Below are 18051 nucleotides of genomic sequence, written 5' to 3' on the forward strand. Positions count from 1 at the left end.
ATTTAGCATGATTTCTTATTATAAAAATCCGCTGATTTTAGAAGGCTAAGAAATTAATGTTGCCAATAATGACAAGGGTAAGGTTAACTAATCAAAAAATGTGGTTTAAACATTAAACACCAGTAAAACACAGAGCTAACAAGCTTTTTTTTTGTAAGAATCATCTGTAATAATTTTAATTACTTTTTATACGATACGTAATATTTCTATTAGTAATTACCGTGTAAGTCTTAATTACAACTTCTGGTGAGAATTCAGACGTTGAGTTTGACCTTGTTCCTGTGGTGGTTATTAGATCTCCTACAGCCGTACCTGATGGTAAAGGGAATACGAACTTATATTTATTTGTATTATCAGTATTTCCGTCATTATCAAGATATAATGATGATGATGTTGCATCTTGATCATCTGAACTACCTTCTACCGCTGTACCTATATAAATTTGACCTTCACCATAATCTTGGGTCAGCCCCAATTGATTATCACCTAATGTAGCTGTGCCTTCATTTATATCAGTAAAAAATACCTCAACGGTTGACCCTGGTGAAGTCCACCCGGTTACTACTAGATTGGTTCCAGAAATAAATGCAGAATTAATAACAGGGAAGTTTTCTAAATTATTAGGTCCTGAATCCGAATCTGCTGTATCATTTAGAGTTACACCATCCATATCCAAATCTATACCTAAACTTGGAATTACCGTTCCATTAGCATAAATAGAATTTTGACTAATTAAGTTTGATGAACCGTCAACAATAGCAATACCGGCCCCACCATTTTGATATATTTTATTATTTGTTACCGAAGAACCATTACCAGCCAATTTCACAGCCATTTGCTGTGGATTTCCTTGACAATTACCACCATCTTGCCCTGATGTTGTTAAAGAATTTTCAGTAATAATAATGCTATCTACTTTATCTTCACCATCAATAGCAGTGGATGCCGATGCTTCAATATAGTTCTGCCTAATAATTACACCAGAACCATCTGCAAGCAAAATAGAATCATCACAAGCTGTACTACCATTATTTATAAAATGATTATTCTGGATGATACTTGAATTACCACCATCTATTAAAATAGCTGACTCTGTTATGGTCGAAAGATAATTTCCATCTACATTAATATCCGCTCCTTTATTTTCTACTCCTACTTTTAAATCGCCCGAATTGTTAGCTGTAGCATCAACACCTATTATGTTTTGAACAACATTTAAAGAGCCTTGTTCCGCTACTATCGCTGAATTCTTATCTGCAAATACACTTAAATTTCTAATGGTAACATTATTCCCTTCTGAGATAAATACATCACCTTTGTCTCTATGCACCTGTATTTCAGGTCTCTCATAATTTGGCAATGCTATATTAGAAACCCCAACAGATGTACCACCAGCACCAACTGTACCCGAATTAACATCACCAGAATAAGCTGCTTGGGTTCTACCATCTATTATTGTATTTGTACCTGTAATTGTTGATAATTCATTTGAATCATCAATTAAAATATTAAAATAGCCTGCAGCATTATAATTTACATCTGCCGTTCTACCAAAACTATCACCAGTTGGTGGTATCATGAAAATAGATACATCTTCTTCCACTGCTGGGTCAAAAATTGAATTAGCCTCAATATCAAGACCAGTTTCACCTAGCGTATTACTGTTCAAAATAAATTGTTCGAGAGAACCTTGACCAAATTCATTTGTATTTACAATAGTATTGAAATTGAATCCGAAATCTATATTAGCAACACCACTACTAGCTATACTTACCAATGATAAACTTTGTGAATCGTCAAAAACACCTAAAGCCGAATCGCTAAAGGCTGTTGGATCTGTTCCCCCAATTTCGGTCAACACTTCAATTGTATTGGTAACATCACCATAACTTCTAAATGTTTGTATCGGTACACAAGTCGTACAGTTAATACCATTATCTCTATTAGACCTAACCGTAGAATTCACCAATTTAACATAGTAATCACCATCTGCCATACCACCAAAACTATAATCGCCACTTACTTTTGAAGTCGTTCTTCTTACAAAGGTGCCATCGCTTTCGTATAATTCTACAATAGCGCTAGATATACCTACACCATTGGCATCGGTCATATTTCTACCTTGACCACCACCATAATTAACATCTTCAAAAACGGTACCCGCAATTAGATTAGAAGGAACCTTTAATACCACTGCTGCAGATATCAAGAAATCTTGACCCACATCTACATTTGCCGTTACCTGAGAATCTCCAGGAGAGATATAAGTAGAAATATCATAAGTATCTAAATCTACACCATATGTTGTATTTACATTATAATCTGGTGTTGTGGTATTATCATACATAGTTGAATTATAGGCATTATTTCCTGTTTGACCACCATCTCCAGATAATGTAAAATCTTGATTTGCCTGATTCGTAATCGAGAGTCGTTCACCGTTAGGGTTAGTTGTACCAGAGCTATTACCATCTAAGGTGGAATCTCCTTCCCATGATAAAAATGATGCTTTTGCACCTGCACCTGCAATTGCATAAAAACTATCTAAAGTAAATGAATTTCCATCATTACTTAAACCATCAAAACCTTGATATAAATTAATATTTACTGCAGGAAGATTAGGATCTTCATAAAAGACAAAAAGCGTCCAACCTCCTAATACAGTTGCCGATGAACAATACGTATTTGAGTTATCTATAGACAATCCAGAAAAATCAAAAACATTGGTGGATGGATTTGCTACACCCGCCACTATATCTGTAACATCACTTACATAACCATAAAAATTCCTATTGGTCAATGTTGTTTGATATTGATAGTTTGCATTAACAGTCTGACCTTCAAAAGTGACCGTACCATCAACTACTGTACTTGAATGTGCCCAGTATAAATATGCTTTTTTAATAGTACCTGTATTTGGTATTGGTGCAATCAACGTATTTGAAGATGATGTAGTGATAGAACAAGCATCGGTATTATTATCATTTGTTCTTAAAGAACCTCCTGTGGTTGAATAATCGTAATACCCATCAAATTCTTGAAAAAGCGTTAATGGGTCATTTGCCAAAATTTGAGAATTTATGTAACCGTTAGCCGTATCACTATAATCTACCGAAGCATATTGAGCAGTGGCATCTGAAAACCCTACTGTAAAATACTCCACTAATTCAGGCACTCCATCATCTACAATAGGTACCGAAAAAGTTTGAACATTGCCCACCTCACCTGTAAAAGTAAGTGTACCATTTACTGATATATAATCACTACCATTATTAGCCGTACCATCGCTAACCATATACTCTACGGTAAACGGTGTTTCAATAAAACCAAATAACCAGCTATATCCATGACGATCACGTACGTGTGTTACTGTAAAAATTGCACTACCAGAATCTTCATCTACGTACACATCATTTACAACAATTTTAGGTCCAGGTGGTGAACAACTAACACTAGCCTGCCAACCGTTACCCGTTGTATTGTTATTTGATGTAAACCTAAAAGTTAAGCAACCGTTGGTATTAGTGGCAAAAATTTGGGTAGGTATATTATCATTATCATATTGCCCAATTAATGTAGCACCAGTACTGTTACCATCATATACGTATAATATATCACCGGGAATTACATCAAACTGATCAAAATTTACCTGTGTATAATTATTTGCTGTATCTGGACAAATAGTATAAACCAGGTCTTCGTTATCAGAATAATTACTAATTCCTCCAGAATCTAAAAATATATCATCACAGGTAGTTGCAGAGCCTCCATCAGTTATAATCAAAGCGTCATTTGCCAAGATGGTACCTGTAGCTGTATCTGTAATATCTATATTAGGGTCAGTAGTTGAAACAAAGGAAAAACTAAAGGTTTCGTCACCTTCAAATATAGTATCATCTGTAATAAAAACGGTTATAGTTTCGGTATCCCAAATGGTACCGTCAAAATTTAAAGTTCCACTTGATGCTGTATAATCTTGGCCCGCAATCGCAGATATATTCGAAGTTGTATAATTAACACTATAAGGTCCGCTCGCAGCACTACCACTGTGCCTTACTGTAAAGGTTGCAGTACCAGCATTTTCGTTTACAGTAACATCATCTACCAATACTTCAGATCCAAATGTTGCCGAGAATTGTACATTATCAATATAAATGGTATCATTATTTCCCCAATTGGTATCACCTCGATAAAAAATAACTGCAGGATTTGAATCTATTTGTGCATTAGTCAAATTATATGTCAATGTTCCAGTTCCACCATCTATTCTCTCTACAAAATTCCACTGGTTATTATCTGCATTATATATGTACACATCTATTGCCTCACCCCCTGCAGAATTTGCATCGTAATCCAATGTCAAAGTTGCGGATGAAGCTCCCGCTAAAGGAACAAATCGATAAATATATCTGTTATCAAGATTTCTGAAACGCAACCTACCTCCAGTGATTTGTATTCTCCCTCCCCAAGCATTACCGTCGTCACCACTTTCGAACCAGTCAGAACTAAAATTTTGAGTACCTTCATTACTACCGTAAAAAGTACTGGTAAACGTATCCAAATAAGTTTCTTGGGCATAGAAACTTGTGGCACACATTAGAACTAATAAATAACAGAAATGCTTTAAACTCATAAATATATGTAAGTGATATAACTTTACAGAAAAAATTCTGCATTACATATCATCTGTAAAAATAGCTAGGAGTTCAGGTCATCCCTAAAATTTGTTGTGAAGTAAGGCTATTAGCAAGTGAACGCTTAAAATACTGCTGTTTAGCCTTTTAAAATTACTGTTTAAATTGCTTTTTTTTCTTGCATTTCATCTATTGTACACCTAAAAATAGGACACTATCAGAGTTTTAAAATATATTACATCATAAATTTTTATACATTGCGTTATCATAATAAAAAAAGCGACCAATATAATTGGTCGCTTTTTTATTACAAATTTATTTTAAAATTACTCTAGGATAATAAACTCTGATCTCCTGTTAATATCATGCTTAGCAGCTGAACATTTAACTCCATCAGAACACTCATTGAGCAATTTAGTTTCACCGAAACCTTCACTAACCAGTCTGTCTTTAGATATTCCTTTTTTTATCATGTAATTAACAGTAGATTCGGCTCTCTTTTGTGATAGCCATAAATTATAAGCAGCTGGACCTCTACTATCTGTATGAGAATTTACTTTTAATTTTAAACTTGGATATTTTTCCATAGCGGCAATAACCTTTTCAATTTCTACTTCAGAATCCTTTCGGATATCATATTTATCAAAATTAAAATAGATAGTACTCAATTGGAGTAATTTTGCTAAATCATCACCAAAACCGGCAGTTATATTATCCCTTTCCAAATAAAAATCAATAATCTTTGGCTTCCCATCAGACACTCCGATATACTCTTCAAATGGAACATAACCTTCCATTAAAGCTCTGACAAAATTACCTTTAGTACAATCTAATTCCAAACTATACGTACCATCAGAGTCAGTTATTGTAGATAATAATTCTTCATTCTTTTCATCAATGACTTTAATAGTAGCCCCAACTAATAATTCATTAGTAATTTTATCTCTTACGGTACCAGTTATTTTCTGAAGACAGTCAAAAACCAAAGGTTTCGTTTCTGTAAAGCTGTAAATATCATCGAAGCCTAAACCTTCTTCACGATTTGATGCTACATATCCAGTTCTTAGCTCTTCATTAAAAATAAAAGTAAAATCATCACTGTTACTATTTACTGGCTTACCAACATTTAAAACTTTTCCAGTAAAATCTTGCCTCTTAATTTTAGTAGCAAACACATCCAAACCACCAAGCCCTGGATGACCATCAGAAGAAAAATACAATATCTCTTCACTAGTAATATAAGGAAAGGTTTCTCTTGCTTCTGTATTAATATTTGAACCTAAATTTTCGGGAGTTCCAAATGAACGATCTTCATTGATAGACACTTTAAATAAATCTGATTCACCAAATGTACCTGGCATATCTGAAACAAAGTATAAGGTTTTCTCATCAGGACTTAAAGCAGGGTTAGCTACAGAATAAGAATTATTATTAAAAGGTAATTCTTCAACTTCCCCCCAAATACCTTTATCCGTTAGTACAGCTCTTAAAATCTTTAGTCTTACAATACCTTTATCATCTTTTACTGTTTTTCTTTTTTCAGAATTGTTTCGTGTAAAATACATGGTCTGACCATCCTTAGTGATAACTGAAGTAGATTCATGAAAGCGAGTATTTACATTTTCTCCAAGTTTTTTGACATGATTTATAGAAGAACTATCTGCGTTAACTTCATACAGGTCTAAAAAATCTTTTGCGTTCCAGGTATGACGATATCTTGCGAAATTACCAGTATCTCTATCAGATGAAAATATTAATCCTTCTTTATAAAATGAAGGTGCAAAATCGGAATAAGGCGAATTATATTCAAAAGAACCTAAGTTATACCTTCCTGAATTTTCTTCAATTTCCGACATAAAATTACGATCATCATTAAATGCAGTAGCACGACCATCACTCTTAGTTATCTCGATAAATTTGTTCATTACACCACTAGAAGCATCATAATCTCCCAAGGTTTTAAGAGATTGAGCATACTTAAAGTAGTCCTCGGCAGTAACTTCTTCCGAATAATCTGTAACGAGTTGTTTGTAAGTTTCAGCAGCTTCTTTGTAATCAGCATTATAATAGTAAGAATTACCTAATTTTCTTAGCAAATCTGCTGATACATACCCCTTATCCAATACCTTTTTATAAATATCGATTGCCGGACTAAAAGAATATGATTCAAACTTTTCATTCCCTTTTTGAATTAGGCGTTCTTGGGCTTTTGTCAACCCATGAACAAACAATAACATCACTAAAATAAACTTTACTTTATGTTTCATATATAAGTTTGCCATTTAGAAAAAACGTGGTGAAACCAGTCTTTGAAATGATTTTACCAATTCATATCTTAAAAGTACTTCAAATGACCCATCATTAAACTGAGTTCCTCCCAAATCTGTTGTTTCCCTATCATATGCTAAGCCTATCATGAATTGATCTGAGATTTGAAATCCGGCCATAGCACTTACAGCAGCATCCCACCTGTACGCTGCTCCAAAAGTAAATTTGTCATTAAACATAAAATTGGCAGATACATCAACCTGTAAAGGAGCACCTCCTACAACTTTCGTTAGCAATGCGGGTTTAAATTTCAAGTTTCCGTTTAAATCAAAAACATATCCCGTAATTAAATAAAAGTTGATTCTTTCTTTAGATAAAAACTTAACACTGTTTGCACTTTGTTGAGAATTATCAAAATGCTCTGTTTGAAATAAATTTGGAGCTGATAGACCAGCGTAAAATTCATTTGAATGATAATACAGACCAACACCTACATTCGGTGAAAACTTATTTTCAATATTATCTGAATCTACAGGTTCCGAATCAAAATTACGTAGTTGGTTAAAATCAAGGTTTAGTAAATTCCCGCCTGCTTTTAATCCAAATGATAATTTACCTTCTGCCGAAACGTCTATAGTATAAGATAAAACAGCATCGAAATATGTTTCCTGTACAACACCGTTACCTATCTCATCATTTACAATTGAAACTCCATACCCAAGCTTACTATTTCTAATTGGGGATTGAATGTTTAATGTTTGGGTTTTAGGAGCTCCTTCAAGGCCAACCCATTGAGATCTATATAATCCGGTGATACTTAATTGCCCCCTTGATCCTGCGTAAGCAGGGTTTACACTCATTGTGTTAAACATATATTGGGTATACTGAGCATCTTGTTGGGCAACGGCACTACTACAAACGAGCAACAAACCTCCAAACAGGATTAAAAACTTATTTTTAATATTCATATTTTATCAACTATTATCTACTAATATAAAGATATTCACTATCAACTTTGCTTTCTCCTTCAAAGGTAGTATAATCAAAAATATAGAAATATATTCCTGCAGGAAGATATTCATCTACCCCTAATGTAGACCTACCTCTTGATCGACCATCAAATACATTATTTTGATTATTATAATTCTCGCCTTCATATACAGCTACACCCCATCTATTAAAAATTTTCAATGTACTGCTACGAATTTTATCAACTCCTCTTATAAACAAGAATTCATTTCTACCATCCCCGTTCGGCGTAACCATTTGATTTACCTCTATGGGATTGTCGTCAATATCTGTAGAATCATTATCAACAACTGTTATTTCAACTGTTGCAGAATCACAATTATCAAACGCATCACATACAGTATACTCAATAATATCTATTCCTTCAAAACCATCGTATGGAGTATAAATAATAGTATCATCAGAAATATCGTCGGGTGTGCCGCCATCATTGATTTCAACTGTTCCATTTGATGGGTCAGTTACAGTTAATGTCCCTTCATTTGGAACTCCAAGGTCATTTTCCAATATATCGATGTCGATTGGTGTATCAATAGGTGTAGACACAAAATCATCAACTACATCTAAAGCTATTGGATCACCTACAGTAATGGTAACGGTCGCAGTATCACAATTACCATCTGCATCACATACAGTATACTCAATAATATCTATTCCTTCAAAACCATCGTTCGGAGTGTAAATAATAGTATCATCAGAAATATCGTCAGGTGTACCGCCATCATTGATTTCAACTGTACCATTTGATGGGTCCGTTACGGTCAATATTCCATCACTTGTAACTCCAAGGTCATTTTCCAATATATCGATGTCGATTGGTGTATCAATAGGTGTAGACACAAAATCATCAACAACATCTAAAGCTACTGGGTCACCTACAGTAATGGTAACAGTCGCAGTATCACAGTTTCCTTCTGCATCACATATCGTATATTCTATTACTTCAGTTCCTTCAAAATCATCGTTTGGTGTATAAATAATGGTATCATCAGAAATATCGTCAGGTGTGCCGCCATCATTGATTTCAACTGTTCCATTTGATGGGTCAGTTACGGTCAATGTCCCATCATTTGGAACTCCAAGATCATTTTCTAAAATATCGATATCGATTGGTGTATCAATTGGTGTAGAGACAAAATCATCAACAACATCTAAAGCTACTGGTTCACCTACAGTAATGGTAACAGTCGCAGTATCACAGTTACCTTCTGCATCACATACAGTATAATCAATAATATCTATTCCTTCAAAACCATCGTTCGGAGTATAAATAATAGTATCATCAGAAATATCGTCGGGTGTGCCGCCATCATTGATTTCAACTGTTCCATTTGATGGGTCAGTTACGGTCAATGTCCCATCATTTGGAACTCCAAGATCATTTTCTAAAATATCGATATCGATTGGTGTATCAATTGGTGTAGAGACAAAATCATCAACAACATCTAAAGCTACTGGTTCACCTACAGTAATGGTAACAGTCGCAGTATCACAGTTACCTTCTGCATCACATACAGTATACTCAATAATATCTATTCCTTCAAAACTATCGTTCGGAGTGTAAATAATAGTATCATCAGAAATATCCTCAGGAGTGCCGCCATCATTGATTTCAACCGTTCCATTTGATGAGTCCGTTACGATCAATATCCCATCATTTGGTACTCCAAAGTCATTTTCCAATATATCGATGTTGATTGGTGTATCTATAGGTGTGGAGACAAAATCATCAACTACATCTAAAGCTATTGGGTCACCTACAGTAATGGTAACAGTCGCTGTATCACAGTTACCTTCTGCATCACATACCGTATATTCTATTACTTCAGTTCCTTCAAAATCATCGTTTGGTGTATAAATAATGGTATCATCAGAAATATCGTCAGGTGTACCTCCATCATTGATTTCAACCGTTCCATTTGATGGGTCCGTTACGGTCAATGTTCCATCACTTGGAACTCCAAGGTCATTTTCTAATATATCGATATCTATAGGTGTATCAACCGGAGTGGATACAAAATCATCAAGTACATCTAATTCAATAGCACTATCAGGATCTAAATAATCCGGAGTACCATCGTTATCACTATCGTCATTGGTTGGATCGCCATCATTGTTCGCATCCTCGTCTGGTGTTTCTATTCCATCACCGTCATCGTCCAGGTCCCTATAGTTCACATCCTCGGTGCCATCCGTATCAGGTAGATCGTTCGCCGGGTCGTCGATCTCGTCGTTAACGTCGAATCCGTCATTTACATCCGAACCTTCGTAACCATCGTCAAGACCATCTCCGTCCGTATCTATCCCTGTATAGGTCTGGTCGGCAATACCATCAAAATTGAAATCGTTGCCCTCGTTGTTATCAGGTACGGAGTCATTATCACTGTCATTGTCCAAATAATCCACATTATCCGTACCGTCAGTATTCACAGGTGTAAGTCCGGAAGGATATGCACTGTTAACGCCATCGTTGGAAGCATATGTTGCGGCATCGTCATCATTTGGAGCTATATAGCCCGATGTGGTCTGTGCCTCTACATTATCAGGTATACCATCGTTATCCGAATCAATATCCAAATGGTTTGGCTTACCGTCATTATCACTATCCAACGGATCGGTCAACGGGTCGTTGTCACCATCCAGGTTCGGGTCTTCAACCGTATCCAATATACCATCATTATCATCATCTAGATCGGCACTGTCAGGAACTCCGTCACCATCTGTATCAATTTCATTTTGACAAACAATCGGCTTCAAAAATAAAATTACAGCACTTTTAAAATGCGAAGTTGTATAGAATTCAATTTGATTAGCTACTTCTGTAGATTCCCATGTAAATCTTTCATGTTCATCAACTAAACTATTGCTACTATTCTGTACAAAATAATTATTACCATTTGTTCCTGAAGTTAAGCCATCTGCAAGTATGGTATTCGTAAAATTATAAACAACACCATCTAAAGCAGTTATACCATCTGAACTATTACCACCGACCAACTCAGAGTGTTTTGCCGTGATTATAACAGGTACCGACCCTGTTATAGAAAAATTTATTCTCTTATCATTCTGAACCATGAACAATCCAGAATTAAACGTACTACCACCGGTCATACTAACAAGAATACTGCCTTCTGGCAATCCCCATTTATAACTAACATCTATATTGCTGACAATTAGGGTTCCATTATCAACACCATTCTGAACACCTAAATCTTCTGAACGAATCTCTTTGGAATCATAAACCGTACAATCAACTTCAGCATCTATTGATTTGACAGACAATACATTAAGCGCTTTGTTTTGACTACCAAATAAATTTAGGCCACAGAAAAATACAAGGAAACAAAAAAATAAATAGTTAGAACTATTTAAAATTAATCTGTTAATTTTTATAAAAGTAATTTTACCCATAAGTGTTAGTGTTTTACTAATCACCATGGCACAAGGGTAGAGTTTTTATTGTAATATATAAGAAAGTGGGGCAGTCTTATTAAAACGATGCTAAGATATATTATAAATGAATCAACTCAAATTCTTTTTCGATTAACCATCAAATTCAAAAGACAATCGGTTAAAAAATTAGGTCAATTACTTTATAATATTTAACATTTGAACTATCTACGATAATTATGAACTTAAAGACCATTCTACTTGAAAAATATCTTATTAATTTCAAAATAATATTCATTCAATTGATGTGAAACATTCAAAACTATTGAAAACCTAAAACTATCATTTAGTAATCTTAAATGTTAAGAATTGAAATTATCTTACTTTTGCACAAATTTTGTATATGACCTTTAAGCAAGAAATAGAACGCAGAAGAACCTTTGGAATAATTTCTCACCCAGATGCAGGTAAAACTACATTAACTGAAAAATTATTACTTTTTGGTGGTGCCATACAAGAAGCTGGAGCTGTTAAGAATAATAAAATAAAAAAAACAGCTACAAGTGATTTTATGGAGATTGAAAGACAAAGAGGTATTTCTGTTGCGACCTCAGTTCTTGCATTTATTTATAAAGATAAAAAAATAAATATATTAGATACTCCTGGTCATAAGGACTTCGCTGAAGATACTTTTAGAACTTTAACAGCTGTAGATAGCGTAATAGTCGTTATAGATGTTGCAAAAGGTGTGGAGGAACAAACCGTAAAACTAGTTGAAGTTTGCCGCATGCGTAAAATACCAATGCTGGTATTCATTAATAAACTAGATAGAGAAGGTCAAGATGCTTTTGATCTACTAGATGAATTAGAACAAAAATTAGGTCTTTCTGTAACTCCACTAAGTTTCCCTATTGGAATGGGATACGACTTTAAAGGAATTTACAATATCTATGAAAAAAACATCAACCTATTTAGCGGTGATAGTAAAAAGAATATAGAAGAAACGATTGCCTTTGACGATGTAACCAATCCTGAATTAGATAAAATCATTGGTAACAAAGCTGCTTCCGAATTAAGAGATAATCTAGAATTAGTTTGGGGCGTTTACCCTCCATTCAACAAAGAATTATATTTAAAAGGAGATCAGCAACCTGTCTTCTTTGGTTCCGCATTAAATAATTTCGGAGTAAGAGAATTACTTGATTGCTTTATTCAAATCGCCCCTACTCCACGTTCTAAAAAAGCTGAAGAGCGATTAGTTGAAGCAAATGAAAAAGAAATGACAGGATTCGTCTTTAAAATTCATGCCAACATGGATCCTAAGCACAGAGATCGACTTGCTTTTATAAAAATTGTATCCGGTACCTTTGAAAGAAACAAACCTTATTTACATGTTAGACAAGGAAAGAATCTAAAATTTTCTAGTCCGAACGCCTTCTTTGCGGAGAAAAAAGAAATTGTAGATATTTCATATCCCGGAGACATTGTTGGTTTACATGATACAGGTAATTTCAAAATTGGAGACACGCTTACACAAGGAGAAAGCTTACATTACAAAGGTATACCTAGCTTTTCCCCTGAGCATTTTAGATATATAAACAATGCTGACCCAATGAAGTCTAAGCAACTTAACAAGGGTATTGATCAACTTATGGATGAAGGTGTTGCCCAGCTATTTACTTTAGAACTTAATGGACGTAAAGTAATCGGAACTGTTGGAGCACTCCAGTTTGAAGTTATACAATATAGGCTTGAACATGAATATGGAGCTAAATGTAGCTATGAAAATTTTAATGTATACAAAGCTTGTTGGGTAGGTACCGAAAATAGAAAAACGGATGAATTCAAAGAATTTGAACGTGTAAAGCAAAAATTCTTAGCAAAGGATAAAAAGGGACAATTGGTATTTTTAGCAGATTCTTCATTCTCACTTCAAATGACACAGCAAAAATATCCATCAGTAAAACTACATTTCACTTCTGAATTTGAATAAAAAAAGCCCAACTTAAAAGTTGGGCTTTTTTTATGCTTCTCCAGTTGGACCAAAATTAATTGGTATGGATGGTTGTTCATAATCCTTTATAGTACCATTTGCTTTTTCAAAACGCTGAACGTTATCGTTTAGCGCTTTTAAAAATTTCTTAGCATGTTGAGGAGTTAAAATTATTCTACTCTTCACTTTTGCTTTTGGTGCACCTGGCATCATACTTATAAAATCAACTACAAATTCAGATACTGAATGATTTATAATTGCAAGGTTAGAATATATACCCTCTGCCATTTTTTCATCTAACTCAATATTAATCTGTTTTTGATTAGGATTTTTGCTGTCACTCATATTTAAAATTTTATAAAAAAATAACCCTCAAATAGAATTTGAGGGTTATAATAAATTTAGAATCTTAGTGCCTCTTTACGAGCCATAATTTCATCATATTCTTCTTTAGAACCAACGATAATACTATCGTAGTCTCTCATACCCGTACCAGCCGGAATCTTATGACCAACAATTACATTTTCTTTAAGACCTTCTAACGTATCAATCTTACCACTTACAGCAGCTTCATTTAATACTTTAGTAGTTTCTTGGAAAGATGCAGCAGAAATAAATGATTTCGTCTGTAACGATGCTCTAGTAATACCCTGAAGTATTGGAGTTGCAGTCGCCGATACAGCATCTCTTGCTTCAACCAAAGCCTTATCACCACGTCTCAATAAAGAATTCTCATCCCTTAACTCACGAGGAGTAACAATTTGACCTGGTTTTAGGTTATCAGAATCACCTGCTTCCATTACTACTTTCTTACCAAATATTTCATCATTCTCTTTTATGAAATCATCTTTGTGAATCAATTGATTCTCTAGGAAGATGGTATCACCCGGATCTTGAATTCTTACTTTACGCATCATCTGTCTAACAACTACTTCGAAGTGCTTATCATTAATTTTCACACCTTGTAGTCTATAAACTTCTTGAACTTCGTTTACCAAATACTGTTGTACAGCAGACGGACCTTTAATAGCCAAGATATCTTCTGGAGTAATTGAACCATCTGATAATGGCATACCAGCTCTAACATAATCATTTTCTTGTACTAAAATCTGATTAGAAAGCTTTACAAGATATTTCTTCACTTCGCCCAATTTCGACTCTATGATGATTTCTCTATTTCCTCTTTTGATTTTACCGAAAGAAACAACACCGTCAATTTCAGAAACAACAGCTGGATTAGATGGGTTTCTTGCTTCGAATAATTCTGTAACTCTAGGAAGACCACCAGTAATATCACCTGCTTTAGCAGACTTACGTGGAATCTTAACTAAAATTTTACCTTCCTTAATCTTGTCACCATCATCTACCATAATGTGTGAACCTACCGGCAAGTTGTAAGAACGTAAAGTTTCTCCTTTTGCATCTTGAATCAATAAAGTTGGAATCAACTTCTTGTTTCTAGATTCAGAAATTACTTTTTCCTGGAAACCTGTCTGTTCATCTATTTCAACTTGATAAGTTACACCTTGCTCTATATTTTCATAAGCAATCTTACCAGGGAATTCAGATACAATTACACCGTTATATGGATCCCAAGAACAAATAACATCTCCTTTAGTAACTTTAGCACCATTCTCAACAAATAACTGAGAACCGTAAGGTATGTTACTAGTACTTAAAGTTATACCTGTTTTACCATCAACAACTTTTATCTCACTTGTTCTAGAGATTACAATTTCAGCTGGTTTACCATCTGAACCTTCTCCTGTTACTGTTCTTAAATCTTCAATTTCAGCTATACCTGAGAATCTTACCTCTAACTTATTATCTTCAGAAATGTTACCTGCAATACCACCTACGTGGAATGTTCTTAATGTAAGTTGTGTACCTGGCTCACCTATTGATTGCGCAGCAACAACACCCACAGCCTCACCTCTTTGTACCATTTTATTGGTAGAAAGGTTTCTTCCATAACATTTAGCACATATTCCTTTATCCGCCTCACATGTAAGTGCTGAACGTACTTCGATTTTTTCTATCGGAGAAGCTTCAACTCTCTTCACATCAACTTCCATGATTTGCTGACCAGCCTGAAGAACTAATTCTTCTGTCATAGGGTTATATACATCATGTAATGATACACGACCTAAAATTCTTTCCCCTAAGCTTTCAACAATCTCTTCATTCTTCTTAAGCGCCTGTACTTCAACTCCTCTAAGAGTTTCACAATCCTCAGTGTTAATTATAACATCTTGAGACACATCAACCAATCTTCTTGTTAAATACCCAGCATCTGCTGTTTTCAAAGCGGTATCTGCAAGACCCTTACGAGCACCGTGTGTTGAAATAAAGTATTCTAGGATAGAAAGACCTTCCTTAAAGTTAGAAAGAATTGGGTTTTCAATAATTTCACCACCACCGGCAGTAGATTTTTTAGGCTTAGCCATCAAACCACGCATACCAGTTAACTGACGAATTTGCTCTTTAGAACCCCTTGCACCAGAATCAAGCATCATATACACTGAGTTGAAACCTTGCTGATCCTCACGGATACGTTTCATAGCCAACTCTGTCAATTGAGCGTTAGTTGATGTCCAAACATCAATAACCTGATTATATCTCTCGTTATTGGTAATAAGACCCATGTTGTAGTTAGCCATAATACCATCAACTTGACCATTGGCCTCACCGATCATATCCATTTTTTCAGCAGGTATAATAATATCACCTAAACTGAATGACAATCCGCCTTTAAAGGCAAAATCATAACCCATGGTTTTAATCTTATCCAAGAAAGCAGCCGTTACTGGAACACTTGTAACTGCTAAAATATCACCAATGATATTTCTTAAGGCTTTCTTATTAAGAACTTGGTTAATATAACCTGCAGCTTCTGGCACGTGATTATTAAATAATACACGACCAACAGTAGTAGGTATAATTTTATAAACCAACTCACCTTCTTCATTGAAATCTTTTGCTCTAACTTTTATACCTGCATTAAGATTTACCATGCCTTCATTGAAAGCAATTTCTACCTCTTCAGCCGAATAAAAAGTTAAACCTTCACCAATCACCGGAACTTCTGGTGTTGATTTACGCTCTTTGGTCATGTAATACAGACCCAAGACCATATCCTGTGATGGTACCGTAATAGGTGATCCATTCGCAGGGTTTAATATGTTTTGAGAAGCAAGCATTAATAACTGAGCTTCTAAAATTGCCTCTGGTCCTAATGGTAAGTGAACCGCCATTTGATCCCCATCAAAATCCGCATTAAATGCAGTACATGCTAATGGGTGAAGACGAATCGCTTTACCTTCTATTAATTTAGGTTGGAATGCTTGGATACCTAAACGGTGCAAAGTAGGTGCCCTGTTCAATAATACTGGGTGACCTTTCAATACATTTTCCAAAATATCCCAAACTACAGGCTCTTTTTTATCTATAATCTTCTTAGCGGACTTTACTGTTTTTACAATACCTCTTTCAATCAGTTTTCTGATTACAAATGGTTTGTACAATTCAGCTGCCATGTCTTTTGGAAGCCCACATTCAAATAAATTCAATTCTGGTCCAACAACAATTACCGAACGTGCAGAATAATCAACACGCTTTCCAAGTAAGTTTTGACGGAAACGACCTTGCTTACCTTTCAATGAATCAGAAAGAGATTTCAAAGGTCTGTTAGATTCTGTTTTTACAGCTGACGCTTTTCTCGTGTTATCGAATAAAGAATCAACAGCTTCCTGAAGCATACGTTTTTCATTACGTAAAATAACTTCTGGAGCTTTAATCTCTACCAATCTTTTAAGACGGTTATTACGAATAATTACTCTTCTGTAAAGATCATTTAAATCAGATGTTGCAAATCGACCACCATCTAATGGTACTAATGGGCGTAATTCTGGTGGTATAACCGGAATTACTTTCATTATCATCCACTCCGGCTCATTTTCTCTATTTTCTTGAGATTCTCTTAAAGCTTCAACAACTTGTAAACGCTTTAAAGCTTCCGTTTTACGTTGCTTTGAAGTTTCTGTATTTGCTTTATGTCTAAGCTCAAAAGAAAGTTCTTTAAGATTTATTCTACCTAATAAATCAATTAAACACTCCGCTCCCATTTTAGCAATAAACTTATTTGGGTCAGAATCTTCTAAATATTGATTTTCTTGTGGAATAGTATCTAAAATATTCAAATACTCTTCCTCAGTTAAGAAATCCATTTTTTGGATTTCTTCACCTTCAGGACCTTTAGCTATACCAGGTTGAATTACTACATAACGTTCATAGTAAATAATCATATCCAATTTCTTGGACGGCAAACCTAATAGGTAACCTATTTTGTTAGGTAAAGAACGGAAATACCATATATGAGCAACTGGTACTACCAAATTAATATGACCTACGCGGTCTCTACGTACTTTTTTCTCCGTTACTTCTACTCCACAACGGTCACATACGATACCACGGTAACGAATACGCTTATATTTACCACAAGCACATTCATAATCTTTTACAGGACCGAAAATACGCTCACAGAACAAACCATCACGTTCTGGTTTGTGAGTTCTATAGTTAATTGTTTCGGGCTTTAAAACTTCACCTCTAGACTCTGCCAAAATAGATTCTGGCGAAGCTAATCCTATTGAAATTTTATCGAACCTTTTTATTGGGTTATTATCTTTTATTCTAGCCATAATAGCGTGCTGATAATGTTTTAATTTGTTTTACTTA

7 protein-coding genes are annotated in these 18051 nt (G+C 34.8%); 1 reads left to right on the forward strand and 6 read right to left on the reverse strand.

Annotated features, from left to right (window positions below):
• Positions 1 to 175: 175 nt before the first annotated feature.
• From P178_RS0119660 to P178_RS22805, 4 genes are all read right to left on the reverse strand, one after another.
• Positions 176 to 4633, reverse strand: coding sequence for a Calx-beta domain-containing protein (locus tag P178_RS0119660; RefSeq protein ID WP_027067843.1), 4458 nt, complete (start codon positions 4631 to 4633; stop codon positions 176 to 178).
• A 327-nt stretch (positions 4634 to 4960) separates the two neighbouring features.
• Complete coding sequence (locus P178_RS0119665; RefSeq protein ID WP_027067844.1) at positions 4961 to 6901, reverse strand: OmpA family protein; 1941 nt, start codon at positions 6899 to 6901, stop codon at positions 4961 to 4963.
• A 15-nt stretch (positions 6902 to 6916) separates the two neighbouring features.
• Entirely contained in the window at positions 6917 to 7870 is a 954-nt protein-coding gene (locus P178_RS0119670) for a type IX secretion system membrane protein PorP/SprF (RefSeq protein WP_036147216.1), read from the reverse strand.
• A 13-nt stretch (positions 7871 to 7883) separates the two neighbouring features.
• Positions 7884 to 11213 carry an Ig-like domain-containing protein gene (locus tag P178_RS22805; protein ID WP_155941674.1) on the reverse strand — a complete coding sequence of 1110 codons (3330 nt, stop codon included), beginning with the start codon at positions 11211 to 11213 and terminating at the stop codon, positions 7884 to 7886.
• A gap of 511 nt (positions 11214 to 11724) precedes the next feature.
• On the opposite strand from P178_RS22805, the gene P178_RS0119680 reads away from it, so the two are divergent.
• Entirely contained in the window at positions 11725 to 13314 is a 1590-nt protein-coding gene (locus P178_RS0119680) for a peptide chain release factor 3 (RefSeq protein WP_027067847.1), read from the forward strand.
• A gap of 30 nt (positions 13315 to 13344) precedes the next feature.
• Here P178_RS0119680 and P178_RS0119685 read toward each other — a convergent pair whose 3' ends face one another.
• Positions 13345 to 13659 (reverse strand): DUF3467 domain-containing protein, encoded by a 315-nt coding sequence (locus tag P178_RS0119685; RefSeq protein WP_027067848.1) that lies wholly within the window; start codon positions 13657 to 13659, stop codon positions 13345 to 13347.
• A 56-nt stretch (positions 13660 to 13715) separates the two neighbouring features.
• Entirely contained in the window at positions 13716 to 18014 is a 4299-nt protein-coding gene (rpoC, locus tag P178_RS0119690; protein ID WP_027067849.1) for a DNA-directed RNA polymerase subunit beta', read from the reverse strand.
• Positions 18015 to 18051 lie beyond the last annotated feature (37 nt).

This window comes from Maribacter sp. Hel_I_7 (assembly GCF_000688315.1).
Taxonomy (GTDB): Bacteria; Bacteroidota; Bacteroidia; order Flavobacteriales; family Flavobacteriaceae; genus Maribacter; species Maribacter stanieri.

Excerpts from the sequence above, each read along its gene's own strand:
- P178_RS0119660 (WP_027067843.1), bottom strand. The coding sequence starts at position 4,633 with ATGAGTTTAAAGCATTTCTGTTATTTATTAGTTCTAATGTGTGCCACA.
- P178_RS0119665 (WP_027067844.1), bottom strand. The coding sequence starts at position 6,901 with ATGAAACATAAAGTAAAGTTTATTTTAGTGATGTTATTGTTTGTTCAT.
- P178_RS0119670 (WP_036147216.1), bottom strand. The coding sequence starts at position 7,870 with ATGAATATTAAAAATAAGTTTTTAATCCTGTTTGGAGGTTTGTTGCTC.
- P178_RS0119680 (WP_027067847.1), top strand. The coding sequence starts at position 11,725 with ATGACCTTTAAGCAAGAAATAGAACGCAGAAGAACCTTTGGAATAATT.
- P178_RS0119685 (WP_027067848.1), bottom strand. The coding sequence starts at position 13,659 with ATGAGTGACAGCAAAAATCCTAATCAAAAACAGATTAATATTGAGTTA.
- rpoC (WP_027067849.1), bottom strand. The coding sequence starts at position 18,014 with ATGGCTAGAATAAAAGATAATAACCCAATAAAAAGGTTCGATAAAATT.